The organism is Ancylobacter sp. GW821-FHT10E12 (genome assembly GCF_058809335.1).
Window position 1 is genome coordinate 228,102 of record NZ_JBXASN010000001.1, and the last position, 20,197, is coordinate 248,298.

Annotated in this window: 17 protein-coding genes; 7 read left to right on the forward strand and 10 right to left on the reverse strand. The window is 67.2% G+C overall.

Annotated features, from left to right (window positions below):
- Positions 1-185 precede the first annotated feature (185 nt).
- The 3 genes from AC1RU4_RS01205 to AC1RU4_RS01215 all read left to right on the forward strand — a co-directional run bounded on the left by AC1RU4_RS01205 (position 186) and on the right by AC1RU4_RS01215 (position 5,072).
- Entirely contained in the window at positions 186-3,572 is a 3,387-nt protein-coding gene (locus AC1RU4_RS01205) for a hybrid sensor histidine kinase/response regulator (RefSeq protein WP_492889401.1), read from the forward strand.
- Positions 3,562-4,497: a response regulator gene (locus tag AC1RU4_RS01210; RefSeq protein WP_492889157.1), complete on the forward strand. Its 936-nt coding sequence runs from the start codon at positions 3,562-3,564 to the stop codon at positions 4,495-4,497. Before AC1RU4_RS01205 ends, AC1RU4_RS01210 begins: the two co-directional genes overlap by 11 nt.
- A gap of 254 nt (positions 4,498-4,751) precedes the next feature.
- Positions 4,752-5,072 (forward strand): hypothetical protein, encoded by a 321-nt coding sequence (locus tag AC1RU4_RS01215; protein ID WP_492889158.1) that lies wholly within the window; start codon positions 4,752-4,754, stop codon positions 5,070-5,072.
- A 134-nt stretch (positions 5,073-5,206) separates the two neighbouring features.
- On the opposite strand, the gene AC1RU4_RS01220 is transcribed toward AC1RU4_RS01215, so the two are convergent.
- The gene (locus tag AC1RU4_RS01220) at positions 5,207-5,614 is read right to left on the reverse strand and encodes a DUF779 domain-containing protein (protein ID WP_492889160.1); all 408 of its coding nucleotides are present in this window, start codon (positions 5,612-5,614) and stop codon (positions 5,207-5,209) included.
- 75 nt (positions 5,615-5,689) lie between these two features.
- On the reverse strand, positions 5,690-7,207 hold the full coding sequence (adh, locus tag AC1RU4_RS01225) for an aldehyde dehydrogenase (RefSeq protein ID WP_492889161.1): 1,518 nt from the start codon (positions 7,205-7,207) through the stop codon (positions 5,690-5,692).
- 241 nt (positions 7,208-7,448) lie between these two features.
- On the opposite strand from adh, the gene AC1RU4_RS01230 reads away from it, so the two are divergent.
- The gene (locus AC1RU4_RS01230; RefSeq protein ID WP_492889162.1) at positions 7,449-9,323 is read left to right on the forward strand and encodes a sigma-54-dependent Fis family transcriptional regulator; all 1,875 of its coding nucleotides are present in this window, start codon (positions 7,449-7,451) and stop codon (positions 9,321-9,323) included.
- A 3-nt stretch (positions 9,324-9,326) separates the two neighbouring features.
- Here the strand turns inward: AC1RU4_RS01230 and mnhG are convergent, their stop codons facing one another.
- The 6 genes from mnhG to AC1RU4_RS01260 are packed head-to-tail and all read right to left on the reverse strand — an operon-like array spanning position 9,327 to position 15,376.
- A complete protein-coding gene (gene mnhG / locus AC1RU4_RS01235; protein WP_492889163.1) occupies positions 9,327-9,698 on the reverse strand; it encodes a monovalent cation/H(+) antiporter subunit G in 372 nt (123 codons plus the stop codon).
- Positions 9,695-9,988, reverse strand: a complete 294-nt coding sequence (locus AC1RU4_RS01240) for a K+/H+ antiporter subunit F (protein ID WP_492889164.1) — start codon at positions 9,986-9,988, stop codon at positions 9,695-9,697. The genes mnhG and AC1RU4_RS01240 overlap by 4 nt, the downstream gene beginning before the upstream one ends.
- Complete coding sequence (locus AC1RU4_RS01245; protein WP_492889165.1) at positions 9,985-10,482, reverse strand: Na+/H+ antiporter subunit E; 498 nt, start codon at positions 10,480-10,482, stop codon at positions 9,985-9,987. The genes AC1RU4_RS01240 and AC1RU4_RS01245 overlap by 4 nt, the downstream gene beginning before the upstream one ends.
- Complete coding sequence (locus tag AC1RU4_RS01250) at positions 10,479-12,131, reverse strand: monovalent cation/H+ antiporter subunit D (RefSeq protein WP_492889166.1); 1,653 nt, start codon at positions 12,129-12,131, stop codon at positions 10,479-10,481. The genes AC1RU4_RS01245 and AC1RU4_RS01250 overlap by 4 nt, the downstream gene beginning before the upstream one ends.
- On the reverse strand, positions 12,131-12,469 hold the full coding sequence (locus AC1RU4_RS01255) for a Na+/H+ antiporter subunit C (protein ID WP_492889167.1): 339 nt from the start codon (positions 12,467-12,469) through the stop codon (positions 12,131-12,133). The genes AC1RU4_RS01250 and AC1RU4_RS01255 overlap by 1 nt, the downstream gene beginning before the upstream one ends.
- Entirely contained in the window at positions 12,470-15,376 is a 2,907-nt protein-coding gene (locus AC1RU4_RS01260) for a monovalent cation/H+ antiporter subunit A (protein WP_492889169.1), read from the reverse strand. It lies immediately after the preceding gene.
- Between the two features lie 97 nt (positions 15,377-15,473).
- Here AC1RU4_RS01260 and AC1RU4_RS01265 point away from each other — a divergent pair, with 97 nt between their 5' ends.
- Positions 15,474-15,701, forward strand: coding sequence for a helix-turn-helix domain-containing protein (locus AC1RU4_RS01265; RefSeq protein ID WP_492889170.1), 228 nt, complete (start codon positions 15,474-15,476; stop codon positions 15,699-15,701).
- Between the two features lie 88 nt (positions 15,702-15,789).
- Positions 15,790-16,677, forward strand: a complete 888-nt coding sequence (locus AC1RU4_RS01270) for a DMT family transporter (protein WP_492889171.1) — start codon at positions 15,790-15,792, stop codon at positions 16,675-16,677.
- Positions 16,678-16,683: 6 nt separating this feature from the next.
- On the opposite strand, the gene AC1RU4_RS01275 is transcribed toward AC1RU4_RS01270, so the two are convergent.
- Positions 16,684-17,643 (reverse strand): threonine dehydratase, encoded by a 960-nt coding sequence (locus AC1RU4_RS01275; RefSeq protein WP_492889172.1) that lies wholly within the window; start codon positions 17,641-17,643, stop codon positions 16,684-16,686.
- Positions 17,644-17,724: 81 nt separating this feature from the next.
- The gene (locus tag AC1RU4_RS01280) at positions 17,725-18,849 is read right to left on the reverse strand and encodes a mechanosensitive ion channel family protein (RefSeq protein ID WP_492889173.1); all 1,125 of its coding nucleotides are present in this window, start codon (positions 18,847-18,849) and stop codon (positions 17,725-17,727) included.
- Between the two features lie 262 nt (positions 18,850-19,111).
- On the opposite strand from AC1RU4_RS01280, the gene AC1RU4_RS01285 reads away from it, so the two are divergent.
- Positions 19,112-20,194, forward strand: a complete 1,083-nt coding sequence (locus tag AC1RU4_RS01285) for a patatin-like phospholipase family protein (RefSeq protein ID WP_492889174.1) — start codon at positions 19,112-19,114, stop codon at positions 20,192-20,194.
- Positions 20,195-20,197 lie beyond the last annotated feature (3 nt).

The following is a 20,197-nucleotide window of genomic DNA, read 5'->3' on the forward strand; positions in this document are numbered from 1 at the left end:
TCTAGACGGCGCTTCATTGTCGATGGCGGTGCGAGTTCATGGCCGGAGTTGGCGCTGTACAATCCTGGCGTGCGTGGTGCGGTTTTTGCTGGCGTATGACCGGCCCGGAACGAGGCTGGCAGCAGAACAGGCGTGGGAGGCAGGCGGAGGGGATGTCGGGCGGCAGGGTGGCGAGGCAGGAATCCATGGCGGCCGAGCAGAAGATCGTGCGCGTGCGACGCCGCTACAACCAGTGGGTCGTCAACGAAACGCTCGAGGACTACGCGCTGCGCTTCACCGCCAAGAGCGCGCGGCGCTGGTCGGCGTTGCGGGTCGCCAACACCGCGCTCGGGGCGGTATCCTTCCTGGCGCTGGAGGCGATCGGCGGCGCGGTGACGCTGACCTACGGATTCCACAACGCCGTCGCGGCCATCCTCGTCGTCTGCGTGCTGATCTTCGCCGCCGGCCTGCCCATCAGCTACTACGCCGCCAAATTCGGCGTCGACATCGACCTGCTGACCCGCGGTGCCGGCTTCGGCTATATCGGCTCGACCGTTACCTCGCTGATCTACGCCTCCTTCACCTACCTGTTCTTCGCCATCGAGGCGGCGATCATGGCGCTGGCGCTGGAGATGTGCTTCGGCGTGCCGCTGATGGTGGGCTATTTCATCAGCGCCCTGGTCGTCATTCCCCTGGTGACGCATGGCATCACCTTCATCAGCCGTTTCCAGCTCTGGACGCAGCCGATCTGGCTGGCGCTGAACCTGATCCCCTTCGTTTTCATCTTCTTCAATCACGGCGCCTCGTTTGCCGCATGGACCGGCTACACCGGTCGTCTGGGCGCGTCGGACGGCTCGTTCGACATCCTGCAATTCGGCGCCGCCGCGACCGTCATCTTCGCGCTGGTGGCGCAGATCGGCGAGCAGGTGGATTTCCTGCGCTTTCTGCCGCGGCGGGCGCCGGGCCGCAGCGAGGCGATGCGCAACGCGGTTTGGTGGTTTGCGCTGCTCTCGGCCGGGCCGGGATGGATCGTTCCGGGCGGGTTGAAGATGCTCGCCGGCTCGTTCCTCGCCTATTTCGCGCTGACGCACGGCGTGCCGTTCATCCATGCCGCCGAGCCGACCCAGATGTATCGGGTGGCGTTCGAAACCGTGTTCTCGCCGCCGGTCGCCTTGGCCTTCACCGGCGTCTTCGTCATTCTCGCGCAGCTCAAGATCAATGTGACGAACTCGTATGCCGGTTCGATCGCCTGGTCGAACTTCTTCTCGCGCCTGACGCACAGCCATCCGGGACGGGTGGTGTGGCTGGTGTTCAACGTGACCATCGCGCTGATGCTGATGGCGCTCGGCATCTACAAGGCGCTGGAACAGATTCTCGGTCTCTACGCCATCGTGGCGGTGGCCTGGGTCGCGGCGCTGGTGGCCGATCTCGTGGTCAACAAGCCGATGGGCTGGAGCCCGCCCGGCATCGAGTTCAAGCGGGCGCATCTCTACGACATCAACCCGGTCGGCGTTCTCGCGCTCATTGCCGGGACCGGTGTCGCGGTGCTGGCCTTTGCCGGGCTTTTCGGTCCGGCGCTGCAGGCCTTCGCCCCTTTCGTGGCGCTGGTGGTCTCGTTCGGAACCGCCTGCGGCGTCGCCTGGGGCACCGGGGGGCGCTACTATCTCGCCCGTCGCGCCTCCAAGAAATGGGAGGGGCGGGCGGCGCTCAAATGCTGCATCTGCGAGCACAAGTTCGAGCCGGAGGACATGGCGCATTGCCCGGTCTATGCCGGGCCGATCTGTTCGCTGTGCTGCTCGCTCGACGCCCGCTGCCATGACCGCTGCAAGGAAGAGGCGCGGTTTCCCGACCAGATCCTCGCGGTGCTGCGCGCGACGCTGCCGGTATGGGCGGTGGCGCAGATCAATTCGCGGCTCGGCCATTATATCGGCGTGCTGGCGCTGCTCGCCTCCGTCATCGGCGCCATTCTCGGCGTGATCTATTTCCAGGCGGCGTTGTCGCCGCCGGCCGAGCACGAGGCGATCGGCGGCATCCTGTTCACGCTGTATTTCATCCTGCTGATCATTGCCGGCGTCGCCGCCTGGCTGTTCGTGCTGGCGCAGGAGAGCCGGCGCGTCGCACAGGAGGAGAGCAGCCGCCAGACCGCGCTGCTGATGCGCGAGATCGAGGCGCACAAGCGCACCGACGCCAAGCTGCAGAAGGCCAAGGAAGTCGCCGAGGCCGCCAATCTCGCCAAGAGTCGCTACGTCGTCGGCATCAGCCACGAGCTGCGCACGCCGCTCAACGCCATTCTCGGCTACGCGCAGCTTCTGGAGCGCGATACCGCCATTCCCACGCACCGACGCGATGCCATCCGGGTGGTGCGGCGCTCGGCGGAGCATCTGTCGGGATTGATCGACGGCCTGCTCGACATTTCAAAGATCGAGGCCGGGCGGCTGCATCTGACCCGCGACGAGGTGCGCATCGGCGAGTTCCTCGATCAGCTGGTCGACATGTTCCGCCTGCAGGCCACCGCCAAGGGCATCGACTTCGTCTATGTCCGGGCGGAACGGTTGCCGGCGGTGGTCTATACCGACGAGAAGCGGCTGCGGCAGATCCTCATCAACCTGTTGTCCAACGCCATCAAATTCACCCATGCCGGGCGGGTTGCGCTCCGCATTTCCTACCGCAACCAGGTCGCCGAGTTCGAGGTGGAGGATACCGGCATCGGCATCCCCAAGACCGATCACAAGCGCATCTTCGAGCCTTTCGAGCGTGGGGAGCGGGCCGGCACCTATTCGACCAGCGGCATCGGCCTCGGCCTGACCATCACCAAGCTGCTGACCGAGATCATGGGCGGCGAGATCTCGCTGGTCTCGACGCCGGGCAGCGGTAGCACCTTCCGCGTCAAGATGATGCTGTCGGAGGTGGCGCGGCCGACCCGCAACGCCTCGATTCCACACCGGCGCATCTCCGGCTATGTCGGCCGGCGCCGCACCGTGCTGGTCGCCGACGACGATGCGGCGCATCGCGACCTCATGCATGAGGTGCTGGTGCCGCTCGGCTTCACCGTCGTTGCCGCGGCCGACGGGGTGGCGGCGCTGGAAATGGTGCGGCAATGGGACCCGGACCTCCTGCTGCTCGACATCGCCATGCCGGGCCTCAACGGCTGGGAGGTGGCGCGCCAGCTTCGGGACGAGGGCTTCCTGCGGCTGCGGATCCTGATGATCTCCGCCAATGCCGGCGAGATCATCAGCGAGAGCCTCGATGACCGGCACCATGACGACCAGATGGCCAAGCCGGTGCAGCTCGGCGCCCTGCTGGACAAGCTGGAGAAACTGCTCGATCTCGACTGGACGGGCGAGGGGCAGCCGCCGGTAGCGGTTCCGGCCGCGCCGCCGGTGCTGCGTCCGCCGGCGAACGTGCATATCGAGGACCTGATGAAGCTGGGCGAGATCGGCTATGTGCGCGGCATTCAGGCCAAGCTCGCCGAGATCGAGACCGTCTCGCCGGACCATGGTGCGTTCGTCTCGCACATGCGGGACCTGATGGAAACGTTCGACCTCAAGCAATATATGGCCGTCCTGGAGGCGTTGCGCACCAATGATGCATAGCGTGGAGCGCCGCGACATCGTCCTGGTGGTGGACGATTCGCCCGAGACCCTCAGCCTTCTCACCGATGCGCTGGAAGCCGCCGGCGCCACCGTGCTGGTGGCCGTCGAGGGCGCCAACGCCTTGGCGCTGGTCGAGCGCATCACGCCCGACGTCATCCTGATGGACGCGGTGATGCCGGGGATGGACGGCTTCGAGACCTGCCGGCGGTTGAAGAGCAACAAGTCCATCGCCCATGTGCCGGTGATCTTCATGACCGGACTGTCGGAAACCGAGCAGATCGTGAAGGGACTGGAGGTCGGCGGCGTCGACTATGTCACCAAGCCGATCTCGCCCTATGAGCTGATCGCCCGCATCAAGGTGCATCTCGCCAATGCCCGGCAGACCCATAGCGCGCGGGCGGCGCTCGATGCCTCGGGCCGCTTCCTCATGTCGTCCACCGCCGAGGGCCGGGTGCTGTGGAGCACCCCTCAGGCGACGTCGCTGCTGACGGCCATCACCGTCTCGCCGCCGGGCGATGCCTTCCTGCTGCCGGAGGCGGTGCGCCGCTGGCTCGCCGGCCGTCGCGGCGACGGCGCGCCGGGTGTGGAGCGAGAGGCGATCGAACTGCCGATCGAGGGATCGACGCGGCGGCTCCGCCTTTCCTATGTCGGGCAGATCGGCCCGGACGAGCTGCTGCTGCGCATCGTCGAGGACGAAGGCCTCGCTCCCCAGCAGGTGCTCAAGGCCAGGCTGAACCTGACGCTTCGCGAAGCGGAGGTATTGATGTGGCTGGCGCGCGGCAAGGCCAATCGCGATATCGGCGAGATTCTCGGCCTGTCGCCGCGCACGGTGAACAAGCACCTGGAGCAGATCTATTCGAAGATCGGCGTCGAGAATCGCGCCGCCGCGACCGCGCTGGCCGTGACGACGCTCACGCCGCGATAGCGGTGCACCGTGTCGGTGTGCCGTGCCGGTGCGCCTTCGGGCGTCCGGCGTTTTCTCGCCCGAGATAATCAGGTATGAGCCTGCGCCGGATCACCCGATGAGGCCGGCATCGCCCTGGTTTGGCGCGTCAAAACGTCGCGACTGGGATGTATTTCGATTTTAGAATATAATTTACTTGAAAATACAACGAATTTATCCGCCATAATCGCCCCGTCAATCAAGCTGGAAGAATCCCGCGCCGACGGGGGGACGAGATGAAGCAGGGACTGGGGCTTTGGGGTTGTGCATCGCTGCTTTGCGCCGCGGTGCAGGGGCCGGTGGTCGCCGCTCCCATGCAGCAGGGGGCGATGGCCGAGACGGCCGAGCGCCTGTGCGTCGTCGAGATCACCTCGCCGAGCAGCGAAAGCATCCGCATCCAGAATCTCTGCCGTAACCCGGTCGCGGTACGGATCAGCTGGGGCGACGGGCGGTTGTTCGATTATTGCCTGAACAGCAGCGGCGACGTGCGCTCGGTGGCGAAGCGGACGACGTCCTACAAGCTGACCCGCGAGCAGGCGATCCTGCTCTGCCAATAGGTCGCGGCGCCCGCTGACGTGCGCGCTCCATGAACGTATACGCGCCTCGGCCGCAAGCCGGGGCGTTTTGCTGTCGAACTGACCGCCGGGGAGATCGCGCGTCGCCTTGGACGTGATCCGCAGCGCCTTCGCGGCTAGACGGCCGGACCGCGGCCGAGCGGCGCGAGGTGGTCCAGATCGGCGTCGGTGAAGAGCCGCGAGCGGGTGAGGAAGCGCACGCCACGCCCGTTCTCTAAGCTGAACATGCCGCCGCGCCCCGGCACCACGTCGATGATCAATTGCGTGTGCTGCCAATAGTCGAATTGCGACGAGCTCATGTAGAAGGGCGCCCCGCCGATCTCGCCCATGCGGACGTCGTCGTCGCCGACGATATAGTCGCCCTGCGGGTAGCACATCGGCGAGGAGCCGTCGCAGCAGCCGCCGGACTGGTGGAACAGCACCGGGCCGTATTCCGCGCGAAGTTCCTCGATCAGATTCAGGGCGTCCGTCGTCGCCCGCACGCGCGGCACCGTCTCGGCGTCAACGATCATGTCCTGCGTCATCGTCGTTCTCCCGAGAATGGTGCTGCCGTCCCGATCGCCCCGGCGCGCGGCCGGGGCGAGGGATATGCGACCGTATCAGAAGAAGCCGAGCTTCTTCGGGCTGTAGCTGACCAGCAGGTTCTTGGTCTGCTGATAGTGGTCGAGCATCATCTTGTGGTTCTCGCGCCCGATGCCGGACTGCTTGTAGCCGCCGAACGCCGCATGCGCGGGATAGGCGTGGTAGCAGTTGGTCCACACGCGGCCGGCCTGGATGGCGCGGCCGAAGCGATAGGCGCGGTTGCCGTCGCGGGTCCACACGCCGGCGCCGAGGCCATAGAGCGTGTCGTTGGCGATGGAGAGCGCCTCGTCCTCATCCTTGAAGGTGGTCACGGACACGACCGGCCCGAAGATCTCCTCCTGGAAGATGCGCATCTTGTTGTGGCCCTTGAACACCGTGGGCTTCACATAGTAGCCGCCGGCAAGGTCGCCGGACAGGTTGTTGCGCTCGCCGCCGGTAAGCACCTGCGCGCCTTCCTGCTTGCCGATGTCGATATAGGACAGGATCTTCTCCAGCTGCTCGGAGGAGGCCTGCGCGCCGATCATCGTCGCGGGATCGAGCGGCGAGCCCTGCACGATGGCCTCGACGCGCTTCAGCGCCTTCTCCATGAAGCGGTCATAGACCTTCTCCTGGATCAGAGCGCGGCTGGGGCAGGTGCAGACCTCGCCCTGGTTGAGCGCGAACATCACGAAGCCCTCGACCGCCTTGTCGAAGAAGTCGTCGTCCTCGGCCGTCACGTCGCTGAAGAAGATGTTGGGCGACTTGCCGCCGAGCTCGAGCGTCACCGGAATGAGGTTCTGGCTGGCATACTGCATGATCAGCCGGCCCGTCGTCGTCTCGCCGGTGAAGGCGATCTTGGCGATGCGCGGCGAGGAGGCCAGCGGCTTGCCGGCCTCGAGGCCGAAGCCGTTGACGATGTTGAGGACGCCCGGCGGCAGCAGGTCGCCGATCAGCTCGACCAGCACGAGGATGCTCGCCGGGGTCTGCTCGGCGGGCTTCAGCACCACGCAATTTCCGGCCGCCAGTGCGGGAGCGAGCTTCCACACCGCCATCAGGATCGGGAAGTTCCACGGGATGATCTGGCCGACCACGCCCAGCGGCTCATGGAAATGATAGGCCACGGTGTCATGATCGATCTCGGAGAGGCCGCCTTCCTGCGCCCGCACGGCGCCGGCGAAATAGCGGAAATGATCGATGGCGAGCGGCATGTCGGCGGCCGTCGTCTCGCGGATCGGCTTGCCGTTGTCCCAGGTCTCGGCGAGCGCCAGGAGATCGAGGTTGTCCTCCATCCGGTCGGCGATCTTGTTGAGGATGATCGCACGCTCGGCGGCGCTGGTCTTGCCCCAGGCGTCCTTGGCCTTGTGGGCGGCGTCGAGCGCCTTTTCGATGTCGTCCTTATCGGAACGCGGTATCTCGCAGATCTTGCCGCCGGTGACCGGCGAGGTGTTGTCGAAGTAGCGGCCATTGACCGGCTCGACGAACTGCCCGCCGATATAATTGCCGTAGCGCGCCTTGAACGGCGACTGCTTGGTGATGGCGATTTCCGGTTTATTCATTTTGGGTCCTCCCATGTTGGTGGACCCCAAGACTGCACCGCACGTGCCAGAGCTCTGTGGCGACGCACAAAATCGTTGACGCAGCACGGCAAAATATTGAAACGATTGGTGAAAGAATTCAGCTCACATTCGTTTCAAAAGAAAGGGTGTGGACCTTGCGCCGGAACTTTGCCACAACTGTCGTGCAAAACAACAAGAACTAGAACAGGTGTTGCACAATGCAACACTCCGGGAGGAGCGCATGCGAACCGACACGATGTCGAGGGCGGTTTCGGCCGCCCGCAGGCAGTTCTTCGACCAGGGACGGCCGCCGCAATCGCTGGTCGCCGAGCCGATCCTGCGGTCCTGGCGTCGCTGCGCCGACCGCGGCCTGGACAATCATTCCCTGCCCTCCCTGGTTCCGCTGACGGCGCCCGAGCTGCGCGAAGCGAGCGAGCGCAACGAGCGGCTGCGGCGGCTCAGCCGGCCGGAGATCGAGAGCCTCTATGCCGAGGCGATGCAGACCGGCTGCGTGGTTATCCTGACCGATGCGTCGGGGCTCATCCTCGAATCGCGCGGCCATACCGCCTTCGCCTCGCGCGCGGCGCAGGTGGCGCTGCGGCCCGGCGTCGACTGGAGCGAGGCGGCGACCGGCACCAATGCGGTCGGTACCGCGCTGCTGGAGAGCCGGCCGATCGCCGTGCATGGCGGCGAGCACTATCTCGACCCGCACGGCATATTGAGCTGTTCGGCGGCGCCGATCATGGACCCGTTCGGCCACGCGGTCGGGGTGCTCGATCTCTCCGGCCCCGCGGCGGTGGACCATCGCCACGCGCTGGGGCTGGTGCGGCTCGCGGCCGAGCAGATCGAGCATCGCTTCTTCGATGACGGGTTTTCCGGCCTGCGGGTGCTGCGTGTCGGCGCCGACAGGGCGCTGCTCGGGACCGCGCGCGAGGGCGTGCTGGTGTTCGACGGCGAGCGGCTGGTGGCGGCGAACCGCCACGGGCTGGGGCTGTTCGGCATGGACTGGTCGGCGCTCGGTGTCCGCCGGGCCGACGAACTGGTCGAAGGGCTGCCGCATGGATCGGGCATCGCGAGGCTGGAGACGGCGGGTGGACGCGCCCTGTTCGCCCGGCTGGACGGCGAGGAGGCGGAAGCGCCGCGCCGTCGCGGCGTCGCCGTTCGTCCGGCAGCGAAGGGGCTGCCGCATTTCGGCGATCTGCTGCTGCGCGAGGAGGACGAGCGGGCGCTGTCGCGGGCGGTTCGGATGATCGAGGCGGGCGTACCGGTATTGATCCAGGGTGAGACCGGCACCGGCAAGGAGATGGCCGCGCGGGAGATTCATCGCCGCGGGCCGCGCGCAGCAGCGCCCTTCGTGGCGGTGAACTGCGCGGCGATCCCGGAAACGCTGATCGAGGCCGAACTGTTTGGCTATGAGGAGGGAGCCTTCACCGGAGCCCGCCGCCATGGCCGCAAGGGCCTGCTGCGCGAGGCCGATGGCGGCGTGCTGTTCCTCGACGAGATCGGCGACATGCCGCTCGCCCTGCAATCGCGGCTGCTGCGGGTGCTGCAGGACCGCGAGGTGCAGCCGCTGGGCGGGGGAAAGCCGGTCAGCGTCGATTTCGCGCTGGTCTGCGCCACGCACCGCAATCTCCGGGAGCTGATCGAGAAACAGGCCTTCCGGTCCGACCTCTATTTCCGCATCGCCCACTACACGATCGACCTGCCGGCGGTGCGCGACCTGCCGGATCGCCTTTCGACGGTGCGCGAATTGTGGCGGCGGGCGGCGTCCGATGCGGATCTCACCTTGTCGGCCGCCTGCGAGAGCCGATTGGCCGCCCATGACTGGCCCGGCAATTTTCGCCAGCTGGTCGGCACGCTGCGCGTGCTCGCCGCGCTGGCCGAGCCGGGTCAGCCGGTCGATGCCGATATGCTGCCCGAGGACGTGGCATCCGCCGCCGCGCGGCGCGAGCCGGGCAAGGAGGCGCCGAACGCCGGGTCTGAGGACCTGCAGGCCATCGAGCTCGCGGCGATGCGCCGGGCGCTGGACGCCCATGGCGGCAACGTCTCGAAGGCGGCGCGGGCCCTCGGCATCAACCGCTCGACGCTGTATCGACGGCTGCTCAGCGCGAACTGAGGTTCACGGTTCGCGCCGCTCCAGCGAGGCCGTATCGGTCGGAGGCACCTCGGGATTTCCCTCCACGCGGTCGCGGTGGAGCGAGGCGCGGGCGAGCAGCATCAGCGTGACCGGCGTGGTGACGGTGACGAACACCGCGATCAGCACTTCGTGCACCATCGGCCGGCTCTGCAGCACGCTGAAGCAGATCATCGAGCCGATCAGGATGCCGCCGACGCCCAAGGTCGCGCCCAGCGTCGGTGCGTGGACACGGGCGTAGAAACTGTCCAGCCGGATGAGGCCGATGGAGCCGACAAGGGCGATGGCGGCGCCGGCAACGACGAAGAAGCCGACAAGGAGCGCCGCCCAGAGCGGCAGGTCGGGAGCGGCGGTCATTCGATCACCTCGCCGCGCATGAGGAACTTGGCGAGCGCCACCGTGCCGCTGAAGCCGAGCAGGCCGATCACCAGTGCGGCCTCGAAATAGAGCGTGGTGCCGGAGCGGATGCCGACGGTGAGCAGCAGCAGCATCGCGTTCACATAGAACGTGTCGAGGCCGAGGATACGGTCCTGCGCGCGCGGGCCGATGAGGATGCGGTAGAAGGCGCAGGCCATGGCAAGGCCGATGAGGACCTGCGCGAGGGTGAGGGACCAGCCGAGGACTGTCATGCCGAGCGGGGCGGTCATTCGAAGATCTCCATCAGCAGGCGCTCATAGCGTAGCTTGATGAGGTCGATCCACGCCTGTTCGTCGACGAGGTCGAGCACATGCAGCAGCAGCGTGCCGCGAGAGGGATCGTAATTGACCCATAGCGTGCCCGGCGTGCAGGTCAGGACGATCGCCAGCACCGCCAGCCCGTAATGGCTGCGCAGGTCGAGTTCCACGGTCATGAAGCCGGCATGGGCCGCCCGCTGCCCGCCGCGCAGGATGATGGTGCCGACCGCGAGATTGGAGCGGAACACGTCGACGAGCACGCGCCCCGCAAGGCGCACCATCGCCGCAGGCCGCCGCAGCCGCACCGGCTCGGGCCGCAGCGCCACCATCGCCCAGGTGCCGCCGAAGGCGACGATGGCGCCCAGCACCATATGGCCGGCCGCCAGCGTCTGGTTGAGCAGCAGCCACATGGCAAGCAGCGACAGGAACAGCAGGGGGAAGGGCAATATCCGGCGGAGCAGGGTCATGGCGTGACCCCGCTGCCGGAAGTGGGGCGCAGCGGCACCATGCCGGCCGGCGTCATCCCCATGATGTCGCGGGCATATTCCTGCGGCCAGTAGAGCATCTGGGCGGTGGCGTCCATGTAGCGCATGGCCGGTCCGCCGAACACCGTCAGCGCGGCGCAGAGCAGCAGCAGCGCGCCGATCGGCGCCGCCTCGACCGCGCGCACCCGCGGGATGGCACCTTCGTTCGGCATCCACAGGGTGCGGATGCCGGTGCGCGTCATGGCGATCAGCGTGGCGAGGCCGGTGAGCATCAGCAGCGCGACGAGCGTCCAGTGCGAGAAGGAGATGGCGCCGGCCTCGTTGATCAGCGCCGAGAGCATGGCGAGCTTGCCGACGAAGCCCGAGAGCGGCGGCAGGCCGGCGAGCAGCGCCGTGCAGGCGACGAAGGCGCCGCCGAGCAGGGCGATGGTGGCCGGAATGGCGATGCCGACCTCCTCGTCCTCGTCCTCGATATCGTCCTCGGGGTCGCCGAACGCCTCCATGGTGACGGCCAGCACGTCGGCGCCGGCTTCGCGGCCGCGCTCGATGAGCTCGATGAGCAGGAACAGGGCGGAGATCGCCAGGGTGGAGGTGACGAGGTAGAACAGGGCGCCGGAGATGACGGCGCTGTTGGTGGTGCCGACGGCGGCAAGGATGGTGCCCGACGACACCAGCACGCTGTAGCCGGCGAGCCGCAGCATCGATTGCGAGGCGAGCACGCCGATGCCGCCGAAGGCCAGGGTCGCCATGCCGCCGAAATACAGCCAATCCGCCCCGAAGCCTGCCGAATTGCCGGCATCGCCGCCGAAGCACAGCAGGAACAGGCGCAGGATCACATAGGCGCCCACTTTGGTCATGATGGCGAACATGGCGGCGATGGGCGCGCAGGCGGCGGCATAGGTGGTCGGCAGCCAGAACGAGAGCGGCCACATGCCGGCCTTGATCAGGAAGGCGACGCCGAGCACCGCCGCCCCGGTCTCGAACAGCGCGCGCTCGTCGACATTCAGCGTCGGCACCAGCCGGGCGATGTCGGCCATGTTCAGCGTGCCGGTGACGCCGTAGATGATCGCGACGCCGATGAGGAACAGCGAGGAGGCGACGAGGTTGACCGGGATGTAGTGCAGCCCGGCCTTGACCCGCGCCGTGCCGGAGCCGTGCAGCACCAGGCCATAGGAGGCGGCGAGCATCACCTCGAAGAACACGAACAGATTGAACAGGTCGCCGGTGAGGAAGGCGCCGTTGAGCCCGGCGAGCAGCAACAGGAACAGCGTGTGGAAGCGCGGCCCCGCCTTGTGCCAGCGCGCCAGCGCGTAGAGCAGGCTGGAGACCCCCAGCACCGCGGTCAGCACCAGCATCATGGCCGACAGCCGGTCCACCACCAGCACGATGCCGAAGGGTGCCGGCCAGTTGCCGAGCGGGTAGACCAGCACGGTGGCGTCGCCGTCGGATTCGATGGTGTTGGCGCGCAGGAGCAGCAGGGCCGCCACCGCGAGCAGCGCCGTCACCGTGGCGAGGCTCAACGTCATCTTGAGCTGCCGCCGCCGCTCGTCGAGCAGCAGCATGGCGGCCCCCACCGCCAGCGGCAGCAGGATCGGGGCGATGACGAGGTGGTCGGCGAGAGAGCGGACCATCAATCCTCCCGACCGTTGACGTGATCGGTGCCGGTGAGGCCGCGTGCCGCCAGCAGCAGCACGAGGAACAGCGCGGTCATGGCGAAGCCGATGACGATGGCGGTGAGCACCAGCGCCTGCGGGGTCGGATCCGCCATGGTCGCCGGATCGCCGACCACCGGGCCGGGCAGGATCGGCGCCGCCCCCACCTTCAGCCGGCCCATGCTGAAGATGAACAGGTTCACCGCATAGGAAAGCAGCGACAGGCCGATAATGACCTGATAGGTGCGCGGGCGCAGCAGCAGCCACACGCCCGAACCGGCAAACACCCCTATGCCGATGGCGAGCACCATTTCCATCTACTCGCCCTCCGCCGTGCGGCTCGAGCGCGTGCTGCGCAGCGACTGATGCGCCAGCGCCACCAGCATGAGCACCGTGGCCCCGACCACCACCGCGAAGATGCCGAGATCGAACAGCAGCGCGCTCGCCACCGGGAACTTGCCGACCAGCGGCCAGTCGAGATAGCGCATATGGGTGGTGAGGAACGGATAGCCGAACCACCACGAGCCGGTGCCGGTCGCCGCCGCCACCAGGAGGCCGAGACCCATCCAGCGCAGCGGCAGCACGCGCAGATGGTCCTCCACCCAGCGGGTGCCGTTGGCCATGTACTGGACGATGAAGCCGATGGAGAGAGTGATGCCGGCCGCGAAGCCGCCGCCTGGCAGATCGTGCCCGCGCATGAACAGATAGACCGCGAAGGTGGCGATGACCGGGAACAGCCACTGCATGACCAGGCGCGGGATCATCAGATAGTCCGCCACGGTGTCGCCGGGCGTGCGGTCGGGCGCCGCCTCGTCCAGGGCGTCCTGGACGCGCTGTTGCTCGGGCATCTCGATGCTCTCCGCTGCCGGGCGGAAGCGGCGCAACAGCGCATAGACGGTGAGCCCGACCAGGCAGAGCACCACCACCTCGCCCAGCGTATCGAAGCCGCGGAAATCGACCAGGATGACATTGACGATATTGGTGCCGCCGCCGCCGACATAGGCGCGTTCGACGAAATAGCGCGAGACACTCTCCGCCAGCGGCCGGGTCATCATGGCATAGGAGATCACGGCGATGCCGGCACCGACGCCCATGGCGATGGCGAGATCGGTGTAGCGACGCAGCAGCACCGAGGCCGGCGCCCGTGTCGGATAGGGCTCCTCCAGGCGCTTGGGCAACCAGCGCAGGCCGAGCAGCAGCAGCACCGTAGTGACGATCTCGACCAGCAGCTGGGTCAGCGCGAGGTCCGGCGCCGACAGCCAGGCGAAGGTGATTGAACTCACCAGCCCGGCGCCGCCGAGCAGGACGAGGGCGGCGAAGCGGTGGAACTTCGCCTGCCAGGCGGCGGCGAGGGCGCAGCCGGCGCCGATGGCCCAGAGCAGCGCGAAGGCAGGGTCGAATTCGGTGCGCGGCTGCGTGCCGTCGGCGACCATGCCGCGCAGCCACAATGGCGAGACCGCGGCGAGCAGCGCCACCGCCACGACGATGCGCAGCTGCGGCTGCAGGCGCCGGCTGCCGAGCGCGCGCTCCAGCGCCCGGGCGAGCTGCCAGGACACCACGACGAGGATGCGTTCGAAGATGCGCTGGCCCTTGAGCTCCCGCACCACCGGCGGCCCTTCGACGCCGCTGTTGAGATAGTCCCGCAGGGCGAGGAACAGGATCACGCCGCCGATCATGGCGATGATGCTCATCACCAGCGCCCAGGTGACGCCGTGCCAGATGGCGAGGCTGTAATAGGGCAGGTCCGGCCCCACCACCGAACGGGCGGCATTGGCGAGCATCGGCCCGACGGTGAAGCTCGGCACGATGCCGATCAGCAGGCAGATCAACACCAGCAGTTCGATGGGAAAGCGCATCCAGTGCGCCGGTTCGTGCGGGGTGCGCGGCAGGTCGGTCGGCGGCGGGCCGAAGAACACGCCGGTGATGAAGCGCAGCGAATAGGTGACGCTGAACACGCCGGCAAGCGTCGCCCAATAGGGCAGGCTGTCGTCGAGCAGCGAGCCGGTGTGGTTCTCCACCGCCTCGGCGAAGAACATCTCCTTCGACAGGAAGCCGTTGAGCAGCGGAATTCCGGCCATCGAGGCCGCCGCCACCATCGCGAGCGTGGCGGTGAACGGCATGTAGCGGAACAGGCCGGAGAGCCGGCGCATGTCGCGGGTGCCGCTTTCATGGTCGATGATGCCGGCGGCCATGAACAGCGACGCCTTGAAGATGGCATGGTTCACGGTGTGGAAGATGGCCGCCACCGCCGCCAGCGGGCTGCCGAGGCCGAGCAGCAAGGTGGTGAGACCGAGATGGCTGATGGTGGAATAGGCGAGCAGGCCCTTCAGGTCCTGCTGGAAGATCGCCGAATAGGCGCCGACGAGCAGGGTGACGAGCCCGGTCGGCACCACGAGGTAGAACCAGGTGTCGGTGCCGGCAAGCACCGGCCATAGCCGGGTCATCAGGAAGATGCCGGCCTTCACCATGGTCGCCGAGTGCAGATAGGCCGAGACCGGCGTCGGTGCCGCCATGGCGTGCGGCAGCCAGAAATGGAACGGGAACTGCGCGCTCTTGGTGAAGGCGCCGAGCAGCACCAGCACCACCACCGGCACGTAGAGCGGGCTGGAGCGGATGAGGCCGCCAGCTTCCAGCACCTGGTCGAGCTCATAGCTGCCGACGATGCGGCCGATCAGCAGCACGGCGACGAACAGGCACAGCCCGCCCGCCCCGGTAATAGTGAGCGCCATGCGTGCGCCGTCGCGCGCCGCGGCCGTGTGGTGCCAGTAGCCGATCAGCAGGAAGGAGAAGAGGCTGGTCAGTTCCCAGAAGAACACGAGCTGCACGAGGTTGCCGGAGAGCACCACGCCGAGCATCGCGCCCATGAAGGCGAGCAGGAAGGAGAAGAAGCGGGGGACGGGGTCCTCGGCCGACATGTAGTAGCGGGCATAGAGCACCACCAGCGCGCCGATGCCGAACACCAGCAGCGCGAACAGCCAGGCTAGGCCGTCGAGCCGCAGGCTGACATTCACCCCGAGCATCGGCAGCCATTCGATGGCGAGGCGTACCGGCTGGTCCTGAGCGGTCGACCCGTACATCCACACGATCAGGGCGCAACCGACGACGGCAATGGTGCCGGCCATCAGCGCCGCGACGTTGCGGGCATGGGTGGGCAGAAAGGCGGCGAGTGCACTTCCTGCAAAGGGCAAAAACAGCGCGAGTAGAAGGAGCAGGCCGTTCGACATGGTTGAGCCGCCTCCCTCCTAATCGGCTTAAACCCTCGTTCTTGCGCGATTTCGCCCATTATGGTTGATTTGGGCGTCCGAAGGCAAGGCGGAAACGATGGATCTGTCGCCCGAACAGTGCCGCGCCGCGCGCGGTCTCCTCGACTGGACGCAGGAGCGGCTCGCCGCCCGCGCCGGGGTGTCGCGCAGCACGGTACGCGATTTCGAGCGTCACCGGCACATGCTGCACCGTGGTACCGAGTCCCTGCTGATCAGCACTCTGCAGGAGGCCGGCGTGGTGCTGCTGCCGCCTGGCGAACAGGGACAGGGTGTGCGGATGCGTTGAGCGCCGGGCGCTTGACAGGAGCGGGCCGGGCTAATAGCGGGCGTGATACCGGCGAACGCTGGGCCGGCTGCCGTTCCGTGAGTTTTCAATGAAGATGCGTGACCTCGCCGCCTATGTGGCGCTGGCGCTGGTATGGGGATTGTCGTTCCTGGTGGTGTTGAAGGTGGTGACCGCCTTCGGCTGGGCCGGGGCGGTGGCGCTGCGCTGCCTGGTGGCGGCCGCGACGCTGATCGTGCTCGCCGCGCTCACTCGCCGCCGGCTCGACTTCAGCGTCGGCTGGGCGCCCTTCGCCGTGGTGGGAGCAACCACCGTGGCGCTGCAGCTGATCGGGTTGTCCTACGCGACGCCATTGATCGGCACCGCCATGGCCGCGATCCTGGTGGCGACGATTCCGCTGTTCTCCATGCTGATCGGCCAGCTCACCGGGATCGAGCGCCTGAGCGGCGCCGGCCGGCTCGGCCTCGCGCTGGGCTTCGGCGGCGTCGTGCTGCTGGTCGGGTTTCCGGCGGCACCGATGACCATGAGCTTCGTCGTCGGCTGCCTCGCCTCGCTCGGGTCGGCCTTCTTCGCGGCGGTGGGGTCGATCTATGCCAGCTACCGGCTGCGCAAGGTCGGTTCGTGGGAAGTGACCATCGCCTCGTTCCTGGCCGGCGGCATGATGACGCTGCCGCTGATGGTGGTGGTACCGGTGCCGGGCGTGCCGACGGCGGCGGACTATCTCTACCTGCTCACCGCCAGCGTGCTCATGAGCGCGCTCACCTATGTGCTCTATTTCCGTCTCGTCGCCAGCATCGGCGCCACGCGGGCGATCAGCGTCGAGTTCGCGGTGACGGTGGTCGCGGTGGTGATCGGTGCCGGATGGCTGGGCGAGACGCTGTCGCCGGTTCAGATGATAGGTACGGCCGTGGTGATGTGCGGCTGCGCTCTGGTGCTCGGCCTGTTCGGCCGGCGCGGGCGGGCGGCGATCGCCTCCTGAACGGTGTCACGAAACGCCGAGCACGCGTGACCGGAACAGCGCCAGATCGATATTGCCGCCGCTGAGCGGCAGGCCGACGCGCCGGCCGGCCATGGCTTCGCGCTCCTTCATCAGCGCGGCGAGCGGGGCGGCGCCGGCACCTTCTGCAAGGTGATGCGTGTCGGTCCAGTAGATGCGGATGGCTTCGGCGATCTCGTCATCGCTCACCGTGACGATGCGGGAGGCGCCGCCGCGGATGATGTCGAGCGCTGCCGGAGAAGGGATGCGCACGGCGAGGCCGTCGGCGAAGGTGTCGGCGCGCTCGATCTCCACCGCGTATCCGGCCTCGAACGACAGCGCATAGGCGGGGGCGCCGGCGCTCTGCACGCCGATGATCTCGGTGGAGAGACCGAGCAGGTCGCGCACTGCGATGGCGCCGCAGATGCTGGAGCCGAGGCCGATGGGCACGTAGAGCGCATCGAGCGGCGGCGCGGCGCGGAACAGTTCCAGCGCCCAGGTGGCGACGCCGAGCACGAGATCCGGGTGGAAGGAGGGAGCGAATGTGAGATTTCGCTCCTGCGCGAGCCGCATCGCCTCGATGCGCGCCGCATCGAAGTCGGTGCCGTGCTCGACAAGGTCGGCACCGAAGGCCCGCATGGCGGCGTTCTTCTCGACGCTGTTGCCTTCGGGCACGACGATGGTGACCGGAACGCCGAACCGCCGGCCGGCGAAGGCGAGCGACTGGCCGTGATTGCCGCGCGTCGCCGAGATGAGGCCGTTCGGCGCCAGTCCCTCGCGTGCCACGCGCTCGACATGGATCAACCCGCCGCGCACCTTGAAGGCGCCGGTCGGCGTCTGGTTCTCGTGCTTGACCCAGACCGCCGTGCCGGTCCGCTCGGCGAGAAGCGGCCAGGCATAGGATGGCGTCGGCGCGAAAACATCATGGATGAGCGTGCTGGCCGCTTCCAGTTCGTCGATCGTGAACATTGCCGGTTCCCTGCGCTGCGCGCGTGGGAGATAGACGTTATGCGGGCAAAGGGAAGTCCGTTTCCGTTGCCCGGCGCGGCCTCACGACGCGAGCGGCGCGCCGACCGGGCGCTGGCCGGAGGGCAGCGGCGCACCGGCGAATTCGGCGCGCATGCGCGGCAGCGCGCCGGGATAGCTCGCCTGCAGGAAGGCGATGAGCTGCTCGCGCACGTCGCAACGTATGTCGAAGGTGCGGCCGGAACTGGAGGCGCTGACGAGGATGCGTACTTCCATCACGCTCTCCTTGAAGTCGGTGACCTGCACGTTCACCACCTTGCGGTCCCAGAGCGGCGAAGCCCGCACGATCTCGTCCACCTTGGCGCGCAGCACGTCGACCGGAACGCTGTAGTCGAGATAGATCATCACCGTGCCGATCAGCGCGGCACCCTCGCGCGTCCAGTTCTGGAACGGCTGCTCGATGAAGTAGCTGAGCGGCAGGATCAGCCGCCGCCAGTCCCAGATGCGCACCACGACATAGGTCGAGGTGATCTCCTCGACATTGCCCCATTCGCCCTCGACCAGCAGCGCGTCGTCGATGCGGATCGGCTGGGTGACGGCAAGCTGGATGCCGGCGATGAGGTTCTTGAGCACCGGCTGCAGCGCGAGGCCGACCACGAGGCCGGCGGCGCCGGCGGAGGCCAGCAGCGACACGCCGTATTGCTGCACGCTTTCGAAGGTCATCAGCCCTGCCGCCAGCGCCAGGGTGAAGATCGCCGTCGCGGCGACGCGGCGCAGGATGCGGGTCTGCGTCACGTGCTTGCGGGCAAGCAGATTGTCCTCCGCGTCGAGCTTGAACCGGCGCAGATAGACGGTCACCCAGATATGCAGAGCGGTATGAGCGAGCCAGGCGACGAGGCCGATGAAGCATAGAACCAGGAACCGGCGGACATAGAGCGTCTCGTCGCCGGTCAGCGGGGCGACGGCAGCGGCTATTCCGAGCAGGACGACGATGGCGGCGAGCCGTGTCGGGCCTTCGGTGCGCGAGACCAGCGAGCGCCAGAACAGATCCATGTCGCGGACCAGCCGGGTGATGAGCCGAAACGCAATGCGATGCGCGAACACGGCGACGACGATGGCGATGGCGAAGAACAGCAGGCTGATCGCCCAGCCAGGGGCCCAATAGAGCAGCCTCTGGAGCTGGTCGGCGGCGCGCTCGACAGCATTCATGCATTCCACTCCTCGTTAGCCTAAGCGGCTAACGGAAGGCCTTGGCGGATGTTCCCCGTCGGACCGAGAATTTTGCTGCAATGCGGCAGAAAATGCGTACGAAGCATTTCTTGGGGGGAGGCAGTGGAATAAGGTCGCGGCTCGGGGGGCATCCCGCGTGGTCGTCACGTCCGAGTAATGGGCAGGTCCCATCCTCGATCGGGCGGTGGCGCATGGCGTCCCGAAGTCGAGCGGATCGGCGCGAACGGCAAGGCGGGACGATATGAACGAGAGTCAGGATTCCTCATCTGCTGCCGGTCCCGATGATGATGGTCCCCCGGCCGGGAACGGCCGCACGCCGTTGCTGGTCGATCTGGCCCTCCAGGGCGGCGGTTCGCATGGCGCCTTCACATGGGGCGTGCTGGACCGGCTGCTTGAGGAGAGCTGGCTGAAGATCGACGGCATTTCCGGCACCTCGGCCGGGGCGATGAATGCCGCGGTGCTCGGCTACGGCTATGCCAGGGGTGGGGCCGAGGGCGGACGCGAGGCGCTGGCAACCTTCTGGAGCGAAGTCTCGAAGGCCGCGCGCTTCAGCCCCTTCCAGCGCGGTCCTCTCGACCGGCTGCTGGGGCGCTGGACGCTCGACAATTCGCCGATGTTCATCGCCATGGACCTGATGTCGCGGCTGGTTTCTCCCTACGATCTCAATCCGGGCGGCGGCAACCCGCTCCGCAGCATTCTCGAGGGACTGATCGACTTCGAGCTGCTGAAATCCTCGCCCATCAAACTGTTCATCACCGCCACCAGCGTGCGTACCGGGCGCGGCAAGGTCTTCCGCAACGGCGAGATCACCCCCGACGTGCTGCTCGCGTCCGCCTGCCTGCCGACCATGTTCCAGGCGGTCGAGATCGACGGCGAGCCCTATTGGGACGGTGGCTATTCCGGTAATCCGACCATGACGCCGCTGGTGCGCGAACTCGATTCCGACGACACCATCCTCGTGCCGATCAATCCGGTGCAGCGCGAGGGCACGCCGGACAATGCGCGCGATATCCTCAACCGGCTGAACGAGGTGTCGTTCAATGCCGTGCTGCTCAAGGAACTGCGCATGATGGCGCTGATGCGCAAGGTCGCCGATCCCGGCAACAGCGAGGGCGCGCAATGGGCGAAGATGCGCATCCACATGGTGCCCAACCCGGTGATGGGCACGCTCGGCTATTCCTCCAAGCTGAACGCCGAATGGGAATTCCTCCGCATGCTGCGCGACGAGGGCCGGGCGGCGGCGCAATCCTTCCTCGACATCCATGGCGATGATATCGGCAAGCGGTCTACGCTCGACATCGACCAATTGCTGGAAGGGGTGTGAAGC